We start from the raw sequence: 24,035 nt of genomic DNA, 5'->3' as shown, positions 1-24,035 counted from the left end.
TCTGACTCACTGTAGCTTCTCCTCGATCTGCTGCTCGGCGGCCAGCAGGTGTGCTTCGATCTTTGCGCGGTAGTCGCCCGGCTCCTGCCACAGGCCGCGCCCGATGGCTTCGAGCAGCCGCTCGCACACCGAGCGCAGCGCGTGAGGATTGTGCCGCTGCATGAATGCCCGCGTGTCGTCATCGTTGACGCAGGCATCGGTCACGAGCGCGTACTGGTGATCGGAAATCACGCGCGCCGTCGCGTCGTAACCGAACAGATAATCGACCGTCGCGGCAATTTCGGCAGCACCCTTGTAGCCGTGCCGTTTGATGCCGTCGAGCCATTTCGGATTGACTACGCGCGATCGGATCACGCGAGCGATCTCTTCGCTCAAGGGCCGCACACGGGGTGCATCCGGGTTGCTGTGATCGGCGTGGTAGATCTCGGGCTGCTGTCCGGAGAAATGCCGCACGGCCGCGGCCATGCCCCCCTGGAACTGGTAATAATCGTTCGAATCGAGAACGTCGTGCTCGCGGTTGTCCTGATTCTGCAGCACGACATCGACGCTTGCGAGCCGCGTCGCGAACGCCGCCGGCGCGTGCTCTCCCGCGCTGGTCTGCGCATACGCATAGCTGCCCCACTCGCGGTACGCGCGCGCCAGATCCGCGTCGGTCTGCCAGTCACCTTCGTCGATCATCTGTTGCAGCCCGGTGCCGTAAGCCCCCGGCTTCGAGCTGAACACCCGCCAACCCGCCCGGCGGCGCGCTTCCTGCTCGTCCAGCCCGCGAGCAACCCAGGCATCCCGCTCGCGCAACACGCGCGCACGGATCGGATTGACATCCTCCGGTTCGTCGTCGAGTTCGGCCACCGCCTGCACCGCGGCGTCGAACATGTGCATCACGTTTGCGAATGCATCGCGGAAGAATCCCGACACGCGCAGCATCACGTCAATACGCGGTCGGCCGAGCGCGCTCGACGGCATGATCTCGAAGTCCGTCACGCGGTGGCTGCCCGGCGCCCACTTCGGGCGCACGCCGAGCAGCGCGAACGCCTGCGCGATGTCGTCGCCGCCGGTTCGCATCGTCGCCGTGCCCCACACCGACAAGCCGATCGCGCGCGGATAATCGCCGTGCTCCTGCAAATGGCGTTCGATCAGGTGTCCGGCCGATTTCACGCCGAGTACCCATGCTGCCTGCGTCGGAATCGCGCGTGTATCGACCGAATAGAAATTGCGTCCGGTAGGCAGCACGTCTGGCCGGCCGCGCGAGGGCGACCCGCTCGGCCCCGGTGGAACGAAGCGGCCTTCGAGGCCGCGTGTGAGGTGACGAAGCTCTTCATGGCCGCAGGCGTCGAGGCGCGGCAGGACATCTGCGAATGCGCGCTCCAGCACCGCCGACGCATGCGTGAACGCGTGTTGATTCAGCGCGAGATCAGACGCATCGCCGCCCATATCGTCAAGCAGCTTCGCCGCAAGCAATTCCAGGCGCTCGCGCGTATCGCCGTTATGCCGCCACGGCGCATCGCTGACCTGCGCCAGCAGCGCGGGGCGCGGCCCGGTCCACGGCGAGGACCCTTCGGCCGTCAGCGGATCGAATCGCTGGGCGATGCCCAGGTCTTTCGCAAGTGCATCGATCAGCCCGGCATTGCGGCCTTTTCCATCACCGATCGGTAAACGCATCAGCGCGAGCAGCGTGTCGCGTCGCTCGCGCCCGGCAGGCGAACGGCCGAACACGTGCAGGCCATCGCGAATCTGCGCTTCCTTCAATTCGCATAACCAGGCATCGACGCGCGTGAGCAACTCGTCTTCCTCGTCCTGTCCGCGCGGCTTCGAAAGACTCAGTTCTTCGTGCAGACGGTGCTTGACGATCGTATCGAGGATCGTGCCTCGAAGCAGCTTCGCACGACGCGCATCGACCATCAGCGCCTCGTAATATTCATCGACCTGCCGCTCCAGGTCCTGCAACGGGCCATAGGACTCGGCGCGCGTCAGTGGCGGCATCAGGTGATCGATGATGACGGCCTGCGCCCGCCGTTTCGCCTGGCTCCCCTCGCCCGGATCGTTGACGATGAACGGATAGAGGTGCGGCATCGGCCCGAGTGTCAGGTCGGGCCAGCAACTGTCGCTGAGTGCGACGCTCTTGCCAGGCAGCCATTCGAGGCTGCCGTGCTTGCCGACGTGCACGAGCGCATCGACACCGAAAACCTCGCGCAACCAGAAGTAGAACGCCAGGTAGGCATGCGGCGGAACGAGATCGGCGTCGTGGTAGCTCGCGTAGTCGCCCGCCACCCGCGAACGCGACGGCTGGATGCCGATGAACACGCGAGCGCAGCGCCAGCCGGCGATCATGAAGCGCCCCTGGCGAACCGTCGGGTCGTTTTCCGGCGGACCCCAGCGCGCGTTCAATGCGTCGCGTATTTCGACGGGCAGTGCCGCGAACGACCTCAGGTAATCGTCGAGCGGCAGGCTCTGCAATGCCGGACGCAGATCGCGCACCTCCGGATCGTTGGTCACGCCCTGCGTGAGGCGGGTCATCAGCGCCTCGCCGTCGTCGGGCAAGGCATCGACGCGATAACCCTGCTCACGCAGCGATCTCAAGATCCCGACGACCGAGGCAGGGGTGTCGAGCCCCACACCATTGCCGATGCGCCCCTCGCTGGCCGGGTAATTGGCCAGCACGAGGGCCAGTCGCTTTTCGTCGTTGCGCAGGCTGCGCAACCGGCACCAGCGCCGGCTCAGCTCCGCAACGAACGCGACACGCTCCATGTCCGGCTGGTAGCGCACCACGTCGACTTCGGTATGGGGGCAACGATACGCGAGCCCCTTGAAACTGATTGCCCGCGTAATGATGCGGCCGTCCACTTCGGGCAGCGCCACATGCATCGCGATATCGCGCGAATTGAGGCCTTGATTGTCCTTGACCCAATGGTCGCGATTCCCGCCGCTCAGGATGACCTGCAAAACCGGCGCGTCCACACCGAATACGGGCAACTGCTCCGGATCGTCTGGCGTCGATGCCGCGAAGGCCGTCGTGTTGAGCACCAGCCCGACGTCATGCTCGTCGCACAGCCGCGCAACGACATCGCGGCTCACGGCGTCCTTGAGCGAGGTGATCGCAATCGGCAGCGGATTCAGCGCGCGTGCTTCGAGCGCATCGATGAGCGCATCGAACACGGCCGTGTTCGCGGCCTGCAGATGCGCGCGATAAAAGAGGATCGCCACAACAGGCGCCGTGGCCTGCCAGCGGGCCTGCCAGTCGGCGGCCGTCGGCGTATCGCGTTCTGGATGGTAGAGCACGGCATTGGGCACCGGCATCGGCAAGGCCGGTTCGTCGCCCCAGTCGAGCGCATGCCAGGCAATCGCGCGCATGAAGGCTTCGGCGTTGGCCGGTCCGCCCTCGCGCAGGTATCGCCACAGGCGTGTGCAGAACTCGGGACTGGCCGTGCTCTGCGCGATCAGGTTCGGATCTTCCTGGAGGTCGCCCGAGAACATCACGAGCATCTGTCCGCGTTTTTCCGCGAGATCGACGACCCGCTCGATGCCGTAGGGCCAGTAAGCCTCGCCGCCGAGGTGATCGACCACCACGACGCGCGCATGTTGCAGCACGTCGTCGACGTAAAAATCGACCGAAGCAGGCTGGCGCAGCCAGGTGACGTTCGCGAGCCTCAGGCTCGGAAAATCCGGCCCGAGCCGCTCGACGACGCTCGCCAGCAGCGACAGCGTCGTATCGGCCGAGCTGAGCACGACGATGTCGGCCGGACGTTGATCGATGCGGATCACGCCCGCCGTGTCGTCGACGAAGCCGCCCGGGACCGTTCGCAACAGGTGCATGCGATGCCTGCCGTGAATGCGCTCAGGCCGGCGCGGTGACAGACTGCGCGCCGGGAGCGGCATCAAGCGCGGCATCGAGCGCGCGCTGAAGCACCGCTTGATCCAGATCCTCGCCGATCAGGACGAAGCGGCTCGTACGCGCTTCGTCATCGCGCCAGCGGCGATCGAAATAGCTGTCGAAGCGCGCGCCCACACCCTGGATCACGAGACGCATCGGTGCGCCCGGCAGCGCCGCGAAACCCTTCGCGCGATAGATCGTGTGGTGCTCGACCAACTGCCGCAACGCGGCGATTGCGGCATCGCGCGATGCAGGCGCGCCCGACACGACGACCGAGTCGAAATCGTCGTGATGGTGATCGGCATCGTGCGCCGAACCGTGATGATCGTGACGCTGATCGATCGTCTCCTCGGACGCCGAGTTCAGGCCGAGCAGCACCGGCAAATCGAGCCGGCCATTGTGGGCAGGGACGATCTTCACATGCGCGGGAATGTCTTCGCGGATCAACGCGGCCACGGCCGCCTGTTGCGCGCCATCGAGGAGATCGGTCTTGTTGAGCACGACGAGATCCGCCGCGCTCAACTGGTCCTCGAACAGCTCGTGCAGCGGCGATTCATGATCGAGATTCGGATCGGCCTTGCGCTGTTCGTCCACGGCCTCGGGATCTTCGGCGAACTGCCCGCTCGCGGCGGCCGGGCCGTCCACGACCGTGACCACCGCATCGACCGTGAAGCTGCTGCGGATCGACGGCCAGTTGAAAGCCTGCACGAGCGGTTTGGGCAATGCGAGCCCCGACGTCTCGATCAGCACATGGTCGATCTGGTCGCGTCGCTCGACGAGTGCTTCCATGACCGGGAAAAACTCTTCTTGCACGGTGCAGCACAGGCAGCCGTTCGCCAGCTCGTACAGCTGGCCTTCGGTTTGCTCGCCGGATTCATCGCAGCCGATCCCGCAGCCCTTGAGGATTTCGCCGTCGATCCCGAGCTCGCCGAATTCGTTGACGATCACGGCAACGCGCAGGCCGTTCGCGTTGGACAGGATGTGGCGCAGCAGCGTGGTCTTGCCGCTGCCGAGAAAGCCCGTGATGACGGTCACAGGAATCTTGCGCATGGAGGTGGACATGAAAGGTCTCGATGGCGGTGGTCGCGTGCAACATCACTCCCGTGCCGTTGCTGGCATGAGGCTTGAGGCGTGACGAAAACGCGTGATGAATGCGACGGTTCGGCAGCGCGCCGCCTACCCGCAGCGCGTGTCGTCTTCTCCGGCCGGTCTCCGGGCTGGCGAAAAGCCGCTTCACCTTCCCGCGCGACCTGTGGATGGACAGGCGTTGAGCGCAGTGGTTGCGCACATACGTGGCACGTATGTGTAGAAGTCGGCCGTGTATCGCTCTCGAGCGACACGTTCGCTTACCGTTGCGGGGGCAGCACAGGTGGGGTCGCCGCAGCGCATCGCTGCATCGAACCGCTGTTTCCCGTTTAACTGCGCACGTCGGAACGCGTGCGCGAGCACCAGATTAGCCGGGAGTGTAGGTGCCGCCTGCGCGCCAGTCAAGAAAGAGGCGAGCCTCGGGCCTTGCAGCGGGCGTGTGGTATCGTGAAAAAAGAGATCTTCGGCTATTTGCCTGTTGTCCAGGGACAGGCAACGTTTCATCCCCTTTCGTTTCATCCCCTTTCGACGCGCCTCCGAAATATGCATGCTCCTTCCGCCAGCCTCGGCTCGCCGGCGATTCTGGTGATCGGCAAAGTGGCGCCGCTGGCCCGCACCGATGCCCTGCCCCCTGCGGGGCGGCGACCGGGTCTGTTGACCATCGGCCTGGGCTTCCGGCGCGATGTCACTCCCGGCCAGATCGAGGCCGCCGTCAGGATGGCGCTTGGGATGCTGGAATCAGGCGACATGGCCGAAGTCATGTGCGTGGCCACACTGCAAGACAAAGTGCACGAGCCGGCCCTGCTGGCGTTCTGCGAGCAGCATCGGATGCCGCTGGTCGGCGTCCGGGCGGAGGAAATACGTGCCTGTCTCGACGAAAATCCGTCGCTCACGCGTTCGCCGGTTGCACGCGAGAAGCTCGGCGTCGCGGGTGTATGCGAGCCTTGTGCGCTGCTCGCTGCCCCCGGTGCCCGGCTGCTGCGCGGCAAGCTCGCGCTCGATGGCGTCACGGTTGCCATTGGCACGGTCAGCCCGATGCAGCCGGATCACACAGACAACAAACAAGGACATCATGAAGACCGATAGCGAATCCCATCTGCGCATGACCCAACGCCGTCGCGAAGGACACGAAAAGAAGCAGGCTGCCGCCACGCATGAAAAAGGCCTGCTGATCGTGCATACCGGCAATGGCAAAGGCAAGAGTACGGCGGCTTTCGGCATGGCCGTGCGAATGCTGGGCCACAACGAGCGTCTCGGTGTCGTGCAGTTCATCAAGGGCGCGTTGCATACGTCCGAGCGTGATTTTCTCGGCGCACATCCGATGTGCGATTTCGTCACGATGGGTGATGGCTATACATGGAACACGCAGAACCGCGAGGCCGACATGGCCACGGCCCGCAAAGGCTGGGATCAGGCCGTCGCAATGATCCAGAGCGACAACTACCGGATGGTGATCCTCGACGAACTCAACACTGTCCTCAAGTACGAATACCTGCCGCTCGATGAAGTGCTCGCTGTGCTGAGCGCGCGTGGCCCGGCGCAGCATGTCGTAGTCACCGGCCGCCACGCGCCCGATGCGCTCATCGAGGCAGCCGATCTCGTCACGGAAATGCGCCTCGTGAAGCATCCTTATAAGGAACAGGGCGTAAAGGCGCAGAAAGGTGTGGAGTTCTAACCATGCCGTCCTGTCCAGCGCTGTTCGTCAGCGCGCCCGCATCCGGCCAGGGAAAGACCACGATCACGGCAGGCCTTGCGCTGCTGCACCGCCAGCTCGGCCGGCGCGTGCGCGTCTTCAAGACGGGACCGGACTTCCTCGACCCGATGATACTGGAGCGTGCAAGCGGCGCCCCGGTCCAGTCGCTCGACCTCTGGATGGCAGGCGAAGACGGGTGCCGCCGGCTGCTGGCCGAGGCCGCTGCGCAGGCGGATCTCATCCTGATCGAAGGCGTGATGGGACTCTTCGACGGCACACCCAGCAGCGCCGATCTCGCAGCTAAATTCGGCGTGCCCGTCGTCGCCGTGATTTCGGCGAAGTCGATGGCACAGACGTTCGGCGCCATCGCATTCGGTCTTGCGCATTACCGCACGGATGTGGCGATATATGGCGTGCTGGCCAATCATGTCAGTTCGGTGCGTCACGCGCAGATGATCCAGGCGGGCATGCCCGGCGGGCTGCGCTGGCTCGGGCATCTCGCCCCATCCGCGCAGATGGCGCTGCCGGAACGGCATCTGGGGCTTCATCAGGCTGGCGAAATCGACCAGCTCGAATCGCGTATTGCCTTCACGGCCCAGGCACTCGCCGATACGGCGCTGGCCGAATTGCCCGCGGCTGTTTCGTTCGATGCAGCGCCGCACGATAGGCACCACGCGCAGCCGAGGCTGCTCGAAGGCACGCAGATCGCCATCGCTCGCGACGCAGCCTTCTCGTTCATCTATCCAGCGAACGTGAGCCTGCTGGAAAGCCTGGGCGCGCGCGTCGCGTTTTTCTCGCCGCTGGCAAACGAACCCGTCCCCAGTCATGCCGATGCGCTGTATCTGCCCGGCGGCTACCCCGAGCTTCATGCTGCCACGCTGGCCGGCAATGCAATAGCCGCCACCAGCATCCGTGACCATGCAGCTGCCGGCAAGCCTGTGGTTGCCGAATGCGGCGGCATGCTGTATCTGCTCGAAGAGCTGACCGATACCGAAAATCGCTCCACTCCGATGCTCGGGCTGTTGCAGGGACGCGCGGCAATGCAGAAACGGCTGGTCTCGCTCGGTATGATGGCGCTCGAAACGAAATTTGGCGTGCTAACGGGCCACACGTTCCACTATTCCAGCATGACGACTCCCCTGCAACCCGACCGCCACGCCACCCGCGCGCAGACCGGCGCGCCCGGCGAGCCGGTGTTCCGCTCGGGCACGATCGTCGCAAGCTATATGCATGGATACTGGCCGTCCAACCCCGCCCTCGCGGCAGCGCTTTTTTGCGGCAAATCCTTTTAAGGAAACCGAACGGATGGCGGTGCACCGTGGCCGATGGCCTGCGCGATCAGGAATACGTGGGCTAGCCACCCTCGCGGCAGGACTGCGCCTCGGCTGGGGCTCGATCTTCTATCCGGAAGTGATTCGCCAGCTGTCACGGATTCTCGTTGCAAGCTCATCGAGCAGCGCGAGCCGGTCCGGATCGCCCATCGTTTTCCATGCCCGGATTTCGGCCCTGTTGCGCAGACAGCCTTCGCAATAACCGCTCTGCTGATTCAACCGGCAAACGTCGATGCACGGGGAGCCGACCGGACGCTGCGTTTTCGCCTGTTCGATCTTCTGCGCGAGACTCACGCGCGGTGTTTGTTCGACGTTATCCATCACACCCCACCCGCATTCACTTCGCGGCTTACCGCGCGCAGCGCAGCATCGAGCCGCGCCCATCCTGATTCGTCCGCGGGCAGGCCGAAGCGCAGCCCCCGGACGACGTCGAACCGCCGTGTCCAGACGGCATGACGGGCCAATCCATCCTGCCACTGTGGCGCACGCTCATGGCGCACCCACGCGAAGAGCGGTGTGTGCTGCACCACGGGGGAAAATTCCCCGAGCAAGTCCGCCAGCCGCTCTCCCGCAGTCGCGAGACTGGCCCGCGTTTGCGTCTGCCAGTCCGTATCCAGCAACGCGGCGCGCGTCACGATACGCGCAGGCCCAGCTACGCTCCACGGTCCACGCAGGCTGCGCATAGCCCGAATGACGTCCTTATCCGCCAGCACGAAACCCACCCGCGCACCAGCCAGCCCGAAAAACTTGCCAATCGAGCGCAGCACGATCAGCCCGCCACGACCAGCGAACTTCGCCACGCTCAGTTGCGGCATCGACTCGACAAAAGCCTCGTCGATCACCAGCGTACCCCCACGCATCGCGAGCTCCTCATGCCAGGCCATGATGACGTCCGGCGTAAACCGCTCGGCTCCCGGGTTGTTGGGATTGACGATAACCAGATGCTTCAGATCCGCTGGCAGCGGCTTCCCCGGTTCCAGTACGAATGACGCTACGTCGCCGAGATCGGCAACTTCCCGCGTGACGAAACGATCGACGGGAAACCCCGCGCGCTCGCAGGCAGGCGCGTATTCCCCATACGTGAGCAGCCCGATGCCGATCCGCCCTTTGGGAAGCACCGCCGGCAGCATCCGGATCGCTGACTGGGTGCCTGCCACGGCGAGCGCCTCCAGCGCACCATAATGCGCGGCAGCGATGACCTCCAGATCGTCATCGTCGTCGGGCAACCTGAGCCATGCCTGCGGATCGACGGGCGGCACGGGATAGCCGCAGGGATTGATGCCCGTCGAAAGGTCGAGCCAGTTTTCCCGGGCGATGCCATATCGGCGAGCAGCCTCGCCGAGATTGCCGCCGTGCGGCACTTGTGTTGCGTGATCGAGATTGAGCATTGGTCTTCAGAAAATTGCGGCGGCACCCGCCAGCACAGCCATGACCGCAAGCCACACCGCGATGGAGCGTTTGACGAGCGACAGCGCACGGCCGACATCGGCGGCGCCCGGTGCATGGCCGCATCCGAGTGCCGGCCGCGCTTCAAGCACGCCATGGTACCAGGCCGCCCCGCCGCACGCGACGTTGAGACTGCCCGCTCCGCTGGCCATCACTGGCCCGGCGTTGGGGCTGTCCCAAGCTGATGCCTGAGTCCGCCAGCATGCGATGGCCGACCTGGAATTGCCGCACAGCGCATACGTCAACGCCGTTAGACGGGCCGGCAGATAATTCGCGACGTCGTCGAGGCGTGCGGCAGCCCAACCGAAGTACCTGAAACGCGGCGTGCGGTATCCCCACATCGCATCGAGCGTGTTGATGAGGCGAAATGCGAGCGCCCCGGGACCACCGGCTACCGCGAACCAGAACAACGCACCAAAGATCGCATCGTTGCCGTTCTCCAGCGCGGATTCAATTGCAGCCCGTGCAACAGCCTGCTCGTCCGCAGCGGATAGATCGCGCGTCACGACCCGGGAGGTCAATGCGCGAGCATTCGCGAGATCGCCAGCACGCAGTGCCTGCCCGACCGGCGCAATGTGATCGATCAGGCTACGCGCGCCGAGCGCGAACCACAGTGCAGCGACGTGCAACGTCCATGAAAGCATCAAGGGCAACCGATGCGTCAGCACGACGAGGAGCGCGACCGGCGGAATCACCGCGAGCGTCCAGGCCCCCACTCCCGCCACACGGGCGAGCAGCGGACGCACGGGCACGGGCGTGGCATGTGCATGCGCGTCGGACTTGTGCGCGGCCGCGCTGTGCGGATTGCAGGCATGGGCGATGCACGCAACCCACCGGCCAAAACCAACCAGTGGATGAAACCGGGAAGGCTCGCCGAATATTGCATCGAGAACGACCCCAGCGAAGCCCAGCATAAAGACGACCGATGCGCTGAGCCCGACGATCATCTGGCGCTCCTGCACACCGTCCAGCGACTTCGTTTCGATATGTTCACTTGCATTCCTGTTTTCCCGATTTCTCAGATATTCCACTGCGGGTGACATAATACGGCCCCGCCCCTGCGCCGTAATAGACTCAGCAATCCCGGCGCGGCGATTCCACACTGTTCAGGTAAGCGGCATGGCCAAAACGTTGATGATCCAGGGAACGAGTTCCGACTCCGGAAAGAGCACCCTCGTCGGGGCGCTCTGCAGGATTGCCACGCGTGAAGGCAAACGGGTCGTGCCGTTCAAGCCGCAGAACATGTCGCTCAACAGCGCAGTGACCATCGACGGCGGAGAAATCGGCCGCGCGCAGGCCTGGCAGGCGCTTGCCGCCGGCATCGCCCCCGAAGTCGACATGAACCCGGTCCTGCTCAAGCCGAACAGCGATACCGGTTCGCAAGTCATCGTGCAAGGTCATTCGCGCGGCAATCTCGATGCGCGAGCCTATCACCACTACAAGCCCATCGCCATGCAGGCAGTGCTCGAATCGTACGATCGCCTGAGCGCGAAAAGCGATCTCGTGCTGGTCGAAGGGGCCGGCAGCCCGGCCGAAGTCAACCTGCGTCAGGGCGATATCGCCAACATGGGGTTCGCCACCGCCGTCGGCTGTCCCGTCGTGCTGGTCGCGGACATCGATCGCGGCGGCGTGTTCGCGCAGATTCTCGGCACGCTGGCCTGCCTGCCCGAAAACGAACGCGCGCTTGTGAAAGGTATCGTCATCAACAAGTTTCGGGGCGATGTAGCACTGCTGAAACCCGGTATCGACTGGATCGAAGCACAAATGAACAAGCCCGTGTTCGGTGTGGTGCCGTTCGTCCCGGGTTTGTGGCTCGACGCCGAAGACATGCTGCCGAAACAGAGCCATAAAGATGGGGTGTCCGGCGAGGTGCTGCGCGTCGTCGTGCCGGCACTGCCGCGCATCAGCAACCACACTGACTTCGATCCGCTGCGTGCGCATCCGCAAGTCGATTTCCGCTTTGTTCGTGCGGGCGAGCCGCTCCCGGCGGCGGATCTCGTGATTTTGCCGGGCAGCAAGAGCGTCCAGCGCGATCTCGCCTGGCTGCGCGAATACGGTTGGGACACGCATCTGCGTCGTCACCTGCGCTACGGTGGCAAGCTGATCGGGGTCTGCGGCGGACTGCAGATGCTCGGGCGCGAATTGCACGATCCGCTCGGCATCGAAAGCCCGTTGACACGCACGGCGGGTCTTGGGCTGCTCGATTACGTCACGACGCTCGAACCGCACAAGCAGCTCATCAACACTGCCGGCACACTCCTCGTGGACGGATCAGCACCAGTACGCGGCTATGAGATTCATATGGGTGTCACCGAAGGCCCCGCCCTGTCCCGCCCCGGACTACGCCTTTCCAACGGCGACGCAACGCGCGACGACGGCGCGCTCTCAGAAGACGGCCAGATTCTGGCAACCTACCTGCACGGCTTGTTCGATTCGCCTGACGCCTGCACGGCGCTGCTTCGCTGGGCGGGGCTTGGCCATGTGGAGCGCATCGATCATGACGCGCGCAGGCTCACATCCATTGACCGGCTCGCCGATGCGGTCGCTGCGAGCGTCGATCTCGATGCCCTGTGGGGATGCCTCGTCTGAACGGAGCACCATGGCCACATTGCGCGCGATGCTTGAATTGCCCTTTCCAAGCAAGCGCCTGCCCCCGTTACGCGCATTGATGGCGGTGCCGCGCAGTTGACCCGGACGCCATAGGCATCCTCTTTATCGTCCCGGCAGGATTCCACATAGGCACTCAGTTTCGCTTCCGCGACGCGGGCGATGACCTTCATCGCGCACCTCGTCACAGCTTTTTTCAGTCCCGGTCGTATCCGGCCAACATGAAACGTCGGCAGCGATACGCCGCCAATGCGTAGCGCCATCGAAATGAATAACCGCCTGCCGTTCGCTGCCGCAAGCGCAATGCTGCCAATACAATCCGCGATTGAGGAAGGACGCCAGTGGCTTTCATGGCGCGGCCCAGCCACGCGCGCCGTTGCGCATGCCCAGCCAGGTTAGCTGTGCCCCGCGTTTCGCTTCAACGCTCTAGCGTTACCTGCGGTTACAGATTTGACAAAACATGGGAGCACTCTCGGAAGGCCCACGATTAGAATCCGCCGTTAATAGAGTGACTAAAGGAGTGACAGATGGAGCGCAAAATTGCAGGCCTCGTCGGTACATTGGCCGGCCTTGCCAGCCTTGGCAGCACCGGCGCACACGCAGCGGCCGATGCCAACGCAATGCCGCAGGAGCCTTTGTCGGTAACGTCCTATTCCGATCTGCTTCAACCGATTCCCAACGCCACCGAGATGCTGCATGCCCATAATGCGGAGCTGATGGAGCAGGCCCGCAATGCGCCAGCCAGAATGGAGCGTGTGCAGTGGTACCGGGACGAACGACGCTACCACCACCATCATCATCACCACCATCACCACCATCACCATCGCGGGTATTACGGGCCGGCCCCGGCGTATTACCCTCCGCCCGTCTACTATGCGCCGCCCTCGCCGCCTGCGGTCATCATGCAGCCGGGAATCGGCGTGCAGCTGTACGGCGATTAATCGTCTTCCGCGCGGTCCCTCGCGCGGGCGGCGCCAAGGATGCGGCGGTAGGTCCCGTCAAAGACCGTGTTGGTGGATGACGTCCACCTCGTGTCCTGTCCCAGCGTGTCGCGGCTGGCGTGAATCCGCCTCGATTGCATTTCCCGCTCTGCCGCTTCTTCCTCGCTCATGGCTTCGAGCGAGAGATCAGGCTCGGCCGGCACCACGCAGAGCTGCATGAAAGGCTCGCCGGGACGGAATACATGCACGACCCCTTGTGGCGGCGTCTTGAACACCACGAAGTTGATCATCGGCCACCAGGAAGTGCGCAGCAGCGCCGGCACGGCGAGCGGCACATCGTCCGCCTCGCTCAGGTAGAAGCGCGGATGCGTCTCGGTGCGCACCGCATAACCCTCGGGCACTTTCAGGTCGAGCAGAAGCTGGTAGGTGTAGTAGCCTTCGCCGAAAGCGCGGAACGGTGGCCAGTTCTCGCCAGTATTCGGGTTCGGGCCAATATCACCCTCGAAAGCAGCTTTGCCATCCCGGCGGCTGACTCGAACCTCGTTATCGTGGGGGTAGAACAGTTCGATGCCGTACTGCGCCCCCTCCACGAACGGCAGGCAGTGCCAACCCTGTTCGCGGGAGCCATCCCGCCGTGGCTCCTTGCTGCCGCCCCAGCCGGGTACCTCCACACGGGTACGGCGGGGCGCAAGACGCGGTTGGTAGTAGCGGTATTTGACGTTGACCATGATGATGCTCAGGCAATTGGAAACAGAATATGAGGCAACGCAGCCTCGCACGTCGGAGTAATTTATCCGAACACCCCGCGCCAGTACCAGTATTTCATTCGCACTGGCTGCCGAAAACGTTCCGGCACCGGTGCGCCATCAGGCTCCGACCAGACCCCAATGAGAATTGGCGCATCGAGTTGCGAGTACGTAAATAGCCGCATGAGTCTGCGATAATGGAGATTGCCCATTACCGCTCTGCAGACCTGCAAGGGGGAGATGCATCATGACGAGAGAGCCTATCACTCGCTATGGTTCGATGGCCCAATTCCTTCACTGGTGCACGGCAATCCTTGTCCTCGTGGCGTTCTTCTATGGCCCCGGCGGCCCTGAACAGCGCGTCTACTCATCGGTGCACGAGTTCGACCGACAACTTCACGAGACTTTGGGATTGGGCGTCTTCGCACTGACACTCATCCGCTTGCTATGGAAGACGATCGACACGCGTCCCGAGACGCCCCCGATTTCCCGCTGGATGGTTGTAATAGCAACTATCGTTCAAGGGGTACTATATCTGCTTCTCCTGGCGCTTCCCTTAACCGCCATCACCGGCGCGTGGCTGGAGGGGCATCCACTGACGCTCGTCGCCGGGGCCCAGATTCAACCCTTGCTCGGCGCATCACATGAAGCGGGGGCGGTCTTTGCGTCGATCCACAAGTGGCTCGGCGACGCGATCATGTGGCTCGCGGGACTTCACGCTTGCGCGGCGCTTCTCCATCATCTCGTCCTTAAGGACAACGTCCTGACCACGATGCTTCCACGCTGGCTTCCGGTCGGACGAGCGAGAACTGGCCGATAAGTTTCGACTGCTTTAGGAAGGCCTATCTGGATCGCTATGTGGAGATGGGCAAGCCGAGCGGCAAACCAGCACTGGAGCGTCGGCGTGAAATCATTGAGGAGGTGTTGGAAGAAGCCTGTGATCCGACGGCATGTCGATTCTCGTTCGAGATGTTCGCGCTGGCTCACCACTCTGATATCACGCGCGACTCGTTCGCACGGAACGCCATCCACGAGCGTTCGATTCGGCACTTGAGTGACGCGCGTGGGGCAACCTGGCCGCTTCCCACGCTTCTCCTGCCACTACTTTAAAGCCACCCGCGCAAACCCGAGAGTAAGACCGAAAGCGTCGAGAATTGTCGCCGAAGTCCTGGCAATTCGCTTCGCCGTTACCCCCGGAGTCTCTCGCGTAGTGCGCTGGCGAAGCCAGCGCACTACCGTCCAAACCAATCCCCCGCCAAGCACCGTCAAGCAATCCTCCTCCGCTTCCGTTCGAACACCTTCATAGGGCGGAAGGATGCGGCCAGCGACGAACGTAACCAGGTCATCAAAAAACGCAGACGTCGCCGCGTCGTTAAATACGGTCAGATAAAAAGATTGATGGGCACACATATGCTCAAGAATCAGAGCAGTTTCCATTTCCATTGATTCGACGAAGGCGACGTTCGGCGGGCTCAGCAGCGTGCCTTGCTCCTCGACGAATGTGAAAGCATTTTTGAGTCTCACCAACGCCGCCCGCTGAGCAGCCACTTGCAAATCGGGAAAGTGCTGATAGAACGTGGGGCGCGCGACGCCAGCGCGCTGCACCAACTGGGCAATGCTGCATTTGTTCAGCGGGGCCTCAAACGCGACGGCTTCCGCGAGCGCATCCATGAACTGGTCGATCTTGATCGGTTTGGTCAGATAGCGGAAAAAGCCGGCTTTCAGGCCCTTTTCGATATCGCGCGGCATGGCGTTCAAACTGAGCGCCACCACCGGCATTGCCTTTGTCATGGGGTTTCTGCGCAAGATACTCAGCGCTTCGATGCCGCTGATATCGGGCAGATTGATATCCATCACGATCACCTGCGGCAACGCCGTGCACGCCAGTTCCACGCCGCGCTGCCCCGTCACCGCACTGAGCATGCGCATGTCCGCGCATCGCGCAACCAGTTGCTCGACGAGTTTCAGATTGGCCGGATTGTCCTCGATATACAGTACGGTATGCGCTGGCGCCTCGGCTGCACCGTTGCCGGCCGCCGGCTCGCCTGCCGTGTCGGATCGGGCGGCGGCAAGCGTGGCGATTTCCGGTGCGCTAGCCGTATTGAGTTCGATCCAGAAGACACACCCGCACCCGACGGTACTTTCAACGCCGATGGCGCCCCCCATCAGCTCCGTTAGCCGCCGAGCCACCACAAGGCCTATGCCCGTGCCTTCCTCGGTGCCCGCCTCCTGTCCCAGACGATTGAATGGCTGGAAAAGCTGAGACAACTGTTGAGGCGACAAACCGGCGCCCGTGTCGCTGACACTCACGCGAACGCGCTCTGCGGCAGGCATGCTGCAACTCACCTCGACGGTGCCCTGCGGGCGGTTGTATTTGATGGCGTTCGAAAGCAGATTGATCACGATCTGCTTGAAGCGGGTGCGGTCGGCATGAACATGGCAGCCCGCATCCACATGCGGAAAGCTCACACGAATGCCCCGTTGTTGCGCCTGCGGCTCGATCATGGCCGCGCATTCCTGCAAAGCCTCGCTCAACAATACGGGTTCGGGCGAAATGGACACCTGCCCCGATTCGATCTTCGCCAGATCGAGCACTTCGTTGATCAGCTCGAGCAGGTGCCATCCTGCGCGCAGAATCTGGTCGACGCTCGCCCGCTGGGACGGCGTAGGCGGCGGCGACTCGGAGGCCATGAGCTGCGCGAAGCCCAGTATCGCGTTGAGAGGGCTGCGCAGCTCATGGCTCATGCTGGAGAGGAAGTCCGATTTTGCGCGGTTGGCGCGGTCGGCCGCGGCCAGCGCCTGCTTCTGGTCTTCGATATCCGTGACGGTCCCCACCCACTTGACGACCCGCCCCTGCGCATCTTTCACCGGCGATATGCGATCGAGATGCCATCGCCAGGCGCCATCGGCGGAGCTTTTTATGCGCACCTCCATTTGATATTCGACGCCCCTCGACAGCGCCTGCTTCCAGTTCTCAACCGCGGATTGCATATCGTCCGGGTGCAGGATCTCGGTCCAGCTCCATCCCTCCAGTTGCGAAGCCGCCAAACCTGAATACGTTTCGAGCCGCTGGCTGATGAAATCGACCGAGCCGTCCGGGTCGGCGGTCCATACGACGTGAGGAATCGCGTCCGCGAGCGACCTGAAACGTCGCTCGGCTTCGTCGATCTCGGCTTGCGAACCGGAGCGTTTGGCGGATTAAGGCTGGTTGTGCATGCCCCCCCCAAAAACACGCCGGTGCGTCCGCGTGAGCAGCGTGACCGGATCGCGGCCTTTATGGTGCTGCGGGTGTATCAAGCCGTCAATCGGGAGGAATTATTCCGACGACTCGCTGCTCGTATCGCCTTGGGCAACGGCGTTCAGCCGTGCTTCGCCGCTCAGCCCCGCATGAAGAAAGGGCCAGTGAATGCGCTCGACAATGCAGGACGTGGAAAACGCCAGTGTGGCGCTCGCGCGCGAAATCAAGGGCGTGCAGAGCCTGCCGCATTCGGCCGATGCGTAGGCGAGGCGCTGTCAATGGCGAAGTCGCTCTATTGGACCGGATCGGCGGGATTTCTCGAGGTGCTCGTCGCCGAGCGCGCGCAGTTCGCGGCGCAGGACCCGCTGAAGTTGACGCACATGATTCGCAAAGGGCAACTGCACGACGAGCGCGGCATCAAAACTGCGGCAGAGCCGAATTAAGCCCCTCAACCGGCCTCTGGCATCGAATCCCGCTCGGGGTTGGCCCGTTGGACCTGACGGCATCGCCGTATGCGTTCTCGGCCATGGTCCAGATGGCTTCGGATCAGGCTTTCAGTCAGAACCGAGTCACCGGCGGCAATGGCCTCGATGATGGCTTCGTGCTCGTCGACAGACTGATCGATCGCTTCTGTCTCAAGCGTCAGGGCTGTTTGCCGGAACAGGCTGAGTTCCCGGACAAGGCGCCGGTACGTTTCAAGCAATTTTTCGTTGCCGACCGCAGCGGCCATCGTGTCATGAAACTGCAGGTTCAGGTGACCGTAGGTCTGTCCATCGTGACTGTTCTGCGCGCGTTTCATTGACTCGACAATCTGGCGCAGCGCGCTCAGATGCTCGGCCGAGATACCGTTGGCCAGCAACCTGCCGATGTGTTCGTCCAGCATGGCGCGGACCTGATAGATTTCTTCCGCTTCCTTTAAGGACAACGCCTTTACCGATACACCGTGATTCTTTTCGGTGCGCAGCAGCCCTGCTTGTTCGAGTGCGCGAAATGCTTCTCGCACCGGGCCACGCGAAACGCCCAAACGCGTAGCCAGTTGCGCCTCATTCAGCTTGTCACCAGGGGCGAGTTCGCCGCGGAGAATCAGGCGCTCGAGTTCATCCTGCACGAGCGTCGTCAGCGAGTGCTTTTTAAGTAACTGAATGGTACCGACGGATGGCGTCTCGTTCATGGCGAACCAAGCAAGGGTAATAACCAACCCTATCAGAATAAACCGTCAACTGTCAACAAAATGGCGACTGACCGTTGGAGGTCGCGACCAACGCCGATTCAATTTCCAGGGTCCCTGGACGGTGGCCTGAATGCCTGGCCTCGGCAGTATGCATGAACCATGCAACGCGCGGTGTCGCTCGCCGTTTCGAAAGCGATAGCCCGGATCAGGCGTTGCGGGCGCCGTCATGTCGATGCAAACGCCCAACCCGAACATCACTTTCGCGCACGGCTATTAACACCCGTCAACCTGATCAACTCAACAGTTGATCGGCGGGTACGCAGGCATGAGTCGCTTCGCGCTGCATTCCGGGGTTACTGCTTGGCCTCACTCTTCGACGCATAGCGCTGGGCCCATTCCGCAAGGATTTTGGACCGGTTGTTTGCGGCCCACGTGAAGTCGTTCTTGACGAGCAGGTTTGCGTAATTGCCCGGGATGTCCGGCAGCGGCTTGGCCGTTCCGGGCACAGCCGTGATCGCATAGCTTTTCGCATAAAGCATGTTCGCTTCCCGGCTTGAAGCAAAGTCGGCAAGCTTTTTCGCCGCGTCCAGTTTCCTGGTGTTCTTCATGATCGCGAACGCCTCGAGATCCCAGCCCAGCCCTTCCTTGGGAAACACGAGATCGATCGGCGCACCCTGCGCCTTGAGGGTTGCCGCGCGGTATTCAAACGAGATGCCGACCGGGTATTCTCCGGATGCCGCCATCGTGCACGGTGCCGAGCCCGAATGGTTGTACTGCGCGATGTTCTTGTCGAGCGCATCCATGTATTTCCACCCGCCCTGCTCGCCAAACAGTTGCAGCCACGCGGTCACGTCGAAATATCCGGTCCCCGAGGAGGCCGGGTCCGCCATGATGATCTTGCCCTTGTAGATCGGCTTCGTCAGGTCCTGCCAGCTCTGCGGCTTCGGCAGATGTTGTTCCGCGGCTGCCGCGGTGTTGAAGCAGATCGTTGCGCCCCATACGTCCATGCCGAACCAGTTCGGCGGTGTTTTCGGGTCACGGTACGCAGCGCTCATGGCAGGCAGGTTCTTCGGCGCATATGGCAACAGCATGCCGTCGCTTTCGAACTTGGCGATGCTGGTGGCAGCGAGGCCCCAGATCACATCGGCTTGCGGGTTGTTCTTTTCGGCGAGAATCTTGGCCGTGATCACGCCAGTCGAGTCACGCACCCATTTGATCTCGATGTCCGGATTGGCGCGCTCGAACGCGTCGGCGTATGGCTTGAGTTGCTCGTCTTCCAGCGCCGTATAAACCAGCAGAGTGGTCTTGGCCTCTGCCCTCGCCGTGCTGCCGACCAGCAGCGCGATCGCTGCAGTCGTCATTAGCGCGATGGTACGGACACTTCGCAGAGGGGACACGCTGCACTGAGGGGTGACGCTATGCTTGAACATTTCATTTTCCCGCTATGGTGAAATTCACATGAACCTCGCCGCCGCCAGCGTATAAACACACGGGGGCGACAAGGTAGCCGCTCACAACAGTGGTCTCTCCGCCCTTACCGCCCTGGCCCGGCGAAAATGCCACCAATACCCGGTTGTGCCGCCCGAGCGACACAACCGTCTTCGCGTGACTAGGCGGCGGCAACTTCCTGGGCTGAAATCTGTTTCACACCCATTTCCGCCAGTGTTTCCTCGATCGCCCTGACTGCGCTGCACATCACATCGCAGTCGATGTCGCCAATGCATCCGACGCGGAACGTATCGACCTCCGTCAGCTTTCCCGGGTAAAGAATGAAGCCCTTCTCTTTGACCTTTTCGTAGAACGTACGGAATTCGTAGGCCGGATCCTCCGGCGCGTGAAACGTCACAATGATCGGCGCCTGGACGTCGCGCGGCAGGAACGTGCGAAAGCCCAGGTCCTGCATCCCGCTGATCAGCGCGTCGCAATTGGCCTGGTAGCGTTTGCCGCGAGCGGGCTGACCGCCCTCGGCCTTGAACTGATCCACGGCTGCGCGCAATGCGGCAACGACCGATGTCGGCGGCGTGAAACGCCATTGCGACGTTTTTTCCATATAAATCCACTGGTCGTAAAGATCCATGGACAGCGAAGCCGAATTGCCTTTGCACTTTTCCAGCGCGCCACGCCGCATGATCACGAAGCCCATTCCAGGAACGCCTTCCAGGCATTTCCCCGAAGCGGCCACGAGCGCATCGAACGGTGTCGTGCGCACATCGATCTCGATTGCGCCGAACGAGCTCATTGCGTCGACGATGAGCCCCTTGCCAAGCCGCGCACAGACCTGCGCAATTTCCTGCAAAGGGTTGAGGGTGCCCGTGCCGGTCTCGCAGTGCACCTGCGCGACATGGGTGATCGCCGGATCGCGCTTCAGCGCCGCTTCGATCATGGCGCCGGTCGGCAAGGTGCCTTCCTCGAGCGGCAGTTCGACTACGGCCCGCCCCATGTACTCGCAGATGCGTATCACGCGCTTGCAGTACGCGCCGTTTTGCGGCACGAGCACCTTGCCGTCGCGCGGAACCAGCGTGCCGATCGCCGCCTCCACCGAGAAGGTTCCGCTGCCCTGCAGCGGTACGCAAACGTGCGTGTCACGCCCGTGCACGATGTCCACCAGATCGGCGCGCAGGCTGCCGGTGATCGAATTGAAATTGGTATCCCACGATCCCCAATCGCGCAGCATTGCCGTTTTGGTGGTCAATGTTGTTGTTAGCGGGCCCGGGGTAAGAAGAACGGGATCCAGTTCAGAATTCACAATTGCCTCCGTACTGTTAGTAAACCTAATAGATTTCAAATCTTGCCAGCGGCCCGCGCGAGACGACTCAGCGCGACGTATAGCGCCAGCGCTGCGTGCGCGCCAATAGAACGCGGTTCACAAGTGCATACAGCACGCACACGAGCGTCGAGGTGACCACGATCAGGGTAGCCATCGCTGCAGCCGGTCCGATCTGCCCGGCCTCGTCGAGATTCAGGATCGCCACGGACGCCGGCTGCGTGGCCGGCGAATACAGGAAGGCAACCGCCGAAATGGTCGTCATGCCGTTGATGAAGAAGTAGCGGCTGATCTCGAGAATGGCCGGCAGGCAGACCGGCACCGTTACGCGAAAGAAAGTTACGTAAAACGGCACTTTCAACGACGCGGACACCGCTTCGAACTCGCTGTCGATCTGCTTGAGCGCGGTAATGGCGGTCAGATGGCTCGACGAGTAGTAGTGAACGATCGTGACGATGGCGAGAAGCGGCAGCGACCCGTACAGAAAATTGAGCGGGTTGGCCGGATGATTAAAGAAGAAGATATAGCCAATGCCCAGTACGAGCCCCGGCACACCCATCGGCAGCACGGCGCAAAGGTTGATGACCGGCCGCAGCGAGTCCATGCCCCGCGTCTTTTCGACCAGATAGGCACCCCCGAACACCAGCGCAGTACCGCCGATGGCAACCAGCGCCGCCATTTGCAGACTATTCCTGTACGCGCTGATAATGCCTGCGCCGATCAGGCCCATCCGGTAATGACTCAGGCCAAGCGACAGGTTGTACGGCCAGAAGTGGACGAACGAGCCATAGATCGAAATCCCGACAATCGCCATCATCAGCAGGCACACGAGACTGCAGTAAGCGAGCATCGCCATGTCGAAGCCGCGCGAGGGCTTCGGCTCGAACGGTACCGACCGCGCACCGAGCAGCGAACGCTGTTTGCGCCTGACGAAACGGTCCGTGGCAAAGCTGAGGAGTGCCGGCACCAGCAGCAGGATGCTCACTACCGCACTGGTGTTGAAATCCTGCAGTCCGACGATGAGCTTGTACACGTCGGTGGACAGCACGTTATACGAGCCGCCGATCACGATCGGCACACCAAAGTCGTTGACGCAGATCGTGAATACCACCATCGTCGCGCTGATCAGTCCGTACTTCGCGCCAGGCAGCGTGATAGTGAAGAATTTGCGCAAACGACTCGTGCCCATGGCGTCGGCGGCTTCATAAAGTCGTGCGTCCGTCAGCGACAAAGCGGTGATCAGGATCATCAGCACATGGGGCATCGCCGCATAGACGAGACTGGCGATGATGCCCGGCGCACCGTAGATGCTGTGGCCGCCCATCCAGCGCCGCAGCACGCCGGCGTTGCCGAACCAGTAGATGAACGAGACTGCCGAAAGCAGCGTCGGCGCAAGCAGTGGAATCAGGGCGATATTACGCACGAGCCCCTTGAACGGCATGCAACTGCGCGTCAATGCGTACGCGAATGTGAAGGCGAGCGGAATCGTGATCGCCGTGACCGAGACCGCAATGGTTAGCGAATGCGCGACCGAGTTCCACAGCGCCGGCGTTCGGAAATACGTCGTGAAATTGGCAAGGCCGACGAACCGTCCATCACGGTCCTCGACGCATCTCATGACCACCATCGAGAGCGGCGCAAGCAGTGCGAGCAAAAGAAAGCATGCCATCAAGAGCATGCCCGCATGGCCGATGCGATCTTGCCAGTGGATGCGTTGCCGCACTTCGGTAAGCGTCATGTCCTTTCCTGGTTCGGTGAGGGTCGTGCTCATTGCACCCTCCGCTGGTCTTCACCGAAGATCCGCACGCGCTCGCCGAGCACGGCGAGATTGAGTGTCGATCCTTCCCGCAAATCGAATGCGGTCATATCGTGGTACGAGAGATCGGCCAGCACCTCCGCTCCTGTCACGCCGTCTACCTGAACGCTGACCCGGCAGAACGCCCCCAGAAATTCCAGCTTTTCGATGCGCCCGCTCAACGTGTTGCCGGCTTTCGCGTCGACGCCCCGCACGACAAGATCCTCCGGTCGCAGAAACAGCGACACTCGCGATCCGCCCTTGAGCGACTCGCGGACCTTCACGCATTTCAGGCCGACGTCGCCCACCTGGATGGCGCCGCTCTCGGTCACGACGGCCGGCAGAATATTGGCCTTGCCGACGAAGTCGGCAACGAACGGCGTCGCGGGCTCGCGATAGATCTCGGTGGGCGTGCCGACCTGCTCGATCACGCCATGGTTCATCACCACGATGCGGTCGGCCATCGAGAGCGCTTCCTCCTGGTCGTGCGTCACCATGATCGTCGTCACGCCAAGGCGCTGTTGCAGATCGCGGATCTCCTGACGCAGGCGCACACGCACCCGTGCGTCCAGCGCGGACAAGGGTTCGTCGAGCAGCAGCAGACCGGGCGAGGTCGCCAGCGCCCGCGCGAGCGCAATCCGTTGCTGCTGGCCGCCGGACAGTTGCCCGGGATGTTTCGGGCCGCTGTCGGGCAGACCAACGGTCGCGAGAAGTTCAGCCACGCGCTCGCGGATCACCGCCTTGCCCACCTTGCGGTTCCTCAGTCCGTACGCGACGTTCTCGGCGACCGTGAGATTCGGAAACAAGGCGTATGACTGAAACACGATGCCGTAGTCGCGCAGCATGGGCGGCAACGTCGAAATGTCCTTGCCTGCTTGCGCGATGGTGCCCGAGGTTTGCGTCTCCAACCCCGCGATGATCCGCAGCAACGTGGTCTTGCCGCAGCCCGACGGGCCCAGAAAGCAGACCATTTCACCCTTGAAGATCGTCAGATCGACGTTTCTCAGAACTGGGGTCGAACCGAACTGCTTGTGTATCCCTTCGATGCGCAGGTACTCCGACATCGTCATCCTCCTGGAAATTACTGTTGCGCCAACGTGCTTTGGCCCTTCCCGGCCTTGGCCATACGGCTGCCGCACTTCCTTGTTGGCACGGTGACCGCGACTTCGCAGTCCCGTGGTCTCCTCTTCGTTCAGCGTAGAGTGTTTTTTGCTTTCTGCATGTTGTTGACAATCTACGGTTCACCATATTTAATGTCAAGCATGCAGCAACCGCTTTTCGAGGACTCCAGTGCAAACCCCTACGCACCTCGCTCCCCGAAACCCGACACATGGCAATGCCAGTCTTAA

Annotated in this window: 20 protein-coding genes and 1 riboswitch; of the genes, 8 read left to right on the top strand and 12 right to left on the bottom strand. The window is 62.5% G+C overall.

Annotation, left to right across the window (positions count from 1 at the left end; all coding sequences use genetic code 11):
* Positions 1–6: 6 nt before the first annotated feature.
* Both cobN and cobW read right to left on the bottom strand, forming a co-directional pair.
* On the bottom strand, positions 7–3,810 hold the full coding sequence (gene cobN / locus P5W99_RS18915; RefSeq protein ID WP_421026670.1) for a cobaltochelatase subunit CobN: 3,804 nt from the start codon (positions 3,808–3,810) through the stop codon (positions 7–9).
* A 22-nt stretch (positions 3,811–3,832) separates the two neighbouring features.
* Positions 3,833–4,930: a cobalamin biosynthesis protein CobW gene (cobW, locus tag P5W99_RS18910; protein ID WP_421026669.1), complete on the bottom strand. Its 1,098-nt coding sequence runs from the start codon at positions 4,928–4,930 to the stop codon at positions 3,833–3,835.
* Positions 4,931–5,054: 124 nt separating this feature from the next.
* Positions 5,055–5,336: riboswitch (cobalamin riboswitch) on the bottom strand.
* A gap of 65 nt (positions 5,337–5,401) precedes the next feature.
* Here cobW and P5W99_RS18905 point away from each other — a divergent pair.
* The 3 genes from P5W99_RS18905 to P5W99_RS18895 are packed head-to-tail and all read left to right on the top strand — an operon-like array spanning position 5,402 to position 7,939.
* Positions 5,402–6,040 carry a cobalamin biosynthesis protein gene (locus P5W99_RS18905; RefSeq protein ID WP_421026668.1) on the top strand — a complete coding sequence of 213 codons (639 nt, stop codon included), beginning with the start codon at positions 5,402–5,404 and terminating at the stop codon, positions 6,038–6,040.
* Positions 6,027–6,629: a cob(I)yrinic acid a,c-diamide adenosyltransferase gene (cobO, locus tag P5W99_RS18900; protein ID WP_421026667.1), complete on the top strand. Its 603-nt coding sequence runs from the start codon at positions 6,027–6,029 to the stop codon at positions 6,627–6,629. The genes P5W99_RS18905 and cobO overlap by 14 nt, the downstream gene beginning before the upstream one ends.
* 2 nt (positions 6,630–6,631) lie before the next feature.
* Positions 6,632–7,939, top strand: a complete 1,308-nt coding sequence (locus P5W99_RS18895) for a cobyrinate a,c-diamide synthase (RefSeq protein ID WP_421026666.1) — start codon at positions 6,632–6,634, stop codon at positions 7,937–7,939.
* 108 nt (positions 7,940–8,047) lie between these two features.
* On the opposite strand, the gene P5W99_RS18890 is transcribed toward P5W99_RS18895, so the two are convergent.
* From P5W99_RS18890 to cbiB, 3 genes are read right to left on the bottom strand one after another with little or no spacing between them, the layout of a single operon-like run.
* Complete coding sequence (locus P5W99_RS18890) at positions 8,048–8,299, bottom strand: DUF1289 domain-containing protein (RefSeq protein ID WP_434664435.1); 252 nt, start codon at positions 8,297–8,299, stop codon at positions 8,048–8,050.
* Positions 8,299–9,366, bottom strand: a complete 1,068-nt coding sequence (gene cobD / locus P5W99_RS18885) for a threonine-phosphate decarboxylase CobD (protein ID WP_434664260.1) — start codon at positions 9,364–9,366, stop codon at positions 8,299–8,301. The genes P5W99_RS18890 and cobD overlap by 1 nt, the downstream gene beginning before the upstream one ends.
* 6 nt (positions 9,367–9,372) lie before the next feature.
* Positions 9,373–10,368 carry an adenosylcobinamide-phosphate synthase CbiB gene (cbiB, locus tag P5W99_RS18880; protein ID WP_421027077.1) on the bottom strand — a complete coding sequence of 332 codons (996 nt, stop codon included), beginning with the start codon at positions 10,366–10,368 and terminating at the stop codon, positions 9,373–9,375.
* 175 nt (positions 10,369–10,543) lie between these two features.
* Here cbiB and P5W99_RS18875 point away from each other — a divergent pair, with 175 nt between their 5' ends.
* Together P5W99_RS18875 and P5W99_RS18870 are read left to right on the top strand one after the other, a co-directional pair.
* Complete coding sequence (locus P5W99_RS18875; protein ID WP_434664258.1) at positions 10,544–12,013, top strand: cobyric acid synthase; 1,470 nt, start codon at positions 10,544–10,546, stop codon at positions 12,011–12,013.
* A gap of 545 nt (positions 12,014–12,558) precedes the next feature.
* On the top strand, positions 12,559–12,972 hold the full coding sequence (locus tag P5W99_RS18870; protein ID WP_434664255.1) for a hypothetical protein: 414 nt from the start codon (positions 12,559–12,561) through the stop codon (positions 12,970–12,972).
* Here P5W99_RS18870 and P5W99_RS18865 read toward each other — a convergent pair.
* Entirely contained in the window at positions 12,969–13,700 is a 732-nt protein-coding gene (locus P5W99_RS18865; protein WP_434664253.1) for a hypothetical protein, read from the bottom strand. The genes P5W99_RS18870 and P5W99_RS18865 overlap by 4 nt on opposite strands.
* Positions 13,701–13,965: 265 nt before the next feature.
* On the opposite strand from P5W99_RS18865, the gene P5W99_RS18860 reads away from it, so the two are divergent.
* Both P5W99_RS18860 and P5W99_RS18855 read left to right on the top strand, forming a co-directional pair.
* Positions 13,966–14,538, top strand: a complete 573-nt coding sequence (locus tag P5W99_RS18860; protein ID WP_421026661.1) for a cytochrome b — start codon at positions 13,966–13,968, stop codon at positions 14,536–14,538.
* Positions 14,539–14,576: 38 nt separating this feature from the next.
* Positions 14,577–14,828 (top strand): hypothetical protein, encoded by a 252-nt coding sequence (locus tag P5W99_RS18855; protein WP_421026660.1) that lies wholly within the window; start codon positions 14,577–14,579, stop codon positions 14,826–14,828.
* Here P5W99_RS18855 and P5W99_RS18850 read toward each other — a convergent pair.
* Positions 14,820–16,886, bottom strand: a complete 2,067-nt coding sequence (locus P5W99_RS18850; RefSeq protein ID WP_421027076.1) for an ATP-binding protein — start codon at positions 16,884–16,886, stop codon at positions 14,820–14,822. The two genes, P5W99_RS18855 and P5W99_RS18850, sit on opposite strands and share 9 nt — an antisense overlap.
* Here P5W99_RS18850 and P5W99_RS18845 point away from each other — a divergent pair.
* Complete coding sequence (locus P5W99_RS18845; protein ID WP_434664251.1) at positions 16,836–17,399, top strand: hypothetical protein; 564 nt, start codon at positions 16,836–16,838, stop codon at positions 17,397–17,399. The genes P5W99_RS18850 and P5W99_RS18845 overlap by 51 nt on opposite strands.
* Positions 17,400–17,404: 5 nt before the next feature.
* Here P5W99_RS18845 and P5W99_RS18840 read toward each other — a convergent pair whose 3' ends face one another.
* From P5W99_RS18840 to P5W99_RS18820, 5 genes are all read right to left on the bottom strand, one after another.
* Positions 17,405–18,127, bottom strand: a complete 723-nt coding sequence (locus P5W99_RS18840) for a phosphonate utilization associated transcriptional regulator (protein WP_421026658.1) — start codon at positions 18,125–18,127, stop codon at positions 17,405–17,407.
* Positions 18,128–18,480: 353 nt separating this feature from the next.
* Entirely contained in the window at positions 18,481–19,488 is a 1,008-nt protein-coding gene (locus tag P5W99_RS18835; protein WP_421026657.1) for a putative 2-aminoethylphosphonate ABC transporter substrate-binding protein, read from the bottom strand.
* A gap of 248 nt (positions 19,489–19,736) precedes the next feature.
* Entirely contained in the window at positions 19,737–20,873 is a 1,137-nt protein-coding gene (locus P5W99_RS18830; protein ID WP_421026656.1) for a 2-aminoethylphosphonate--pyruvate transaminase, read from the bottom strand.
* A gap of 67 nt (positions 20,874–20,940) precedes the next feature.
* Positions 20,941–22,662: a putative 2-aminoethylphosphonate ABC transporter permease subunit gene (locus P5W99_RS18825; RefSeq protein WP_421026655.1), complete on the bottom strand. Its 1,722-nt coding sequence runs from the start codon at positions 22,660–22,662 to the stop codon at positions 20,941–20,943.
* Complete coding sequence (locus P5W99_RS18820; protein ID WP_421026654.1) at positions 22,659–23,750, bottom strand: putative 2-aminoethylphosphonate ABC transporter ATP-binding protein; 1,092 nt, start codon at positions 23,748–23,750, stop codon at positions 22,659–22,661. Before P5W99_RS18820 ends, P5W99_RS18825 begins: the two co-directional genes overlap by 4 nt.
* Positions 23,751–24,035: the final 285 nt, after the last annotated feature.

Origin of the sequence: Paraburkholderia sp. A3BS-1L (genome assembly GCF_051125215.1) — a bacterium.
In the GTDB taxonomy this organism is placed as follows: Bacteria; Pseudomonadota; Gammaproteobacteria; order Burkholderiales; family Burkholderiaceae; genus Paraburkholderia.
The sequence above is the reverse complement of the archived record's forward strand: the minus strand, read 5'-3'. Positions and strand labels throughout refer to the sequence as shown.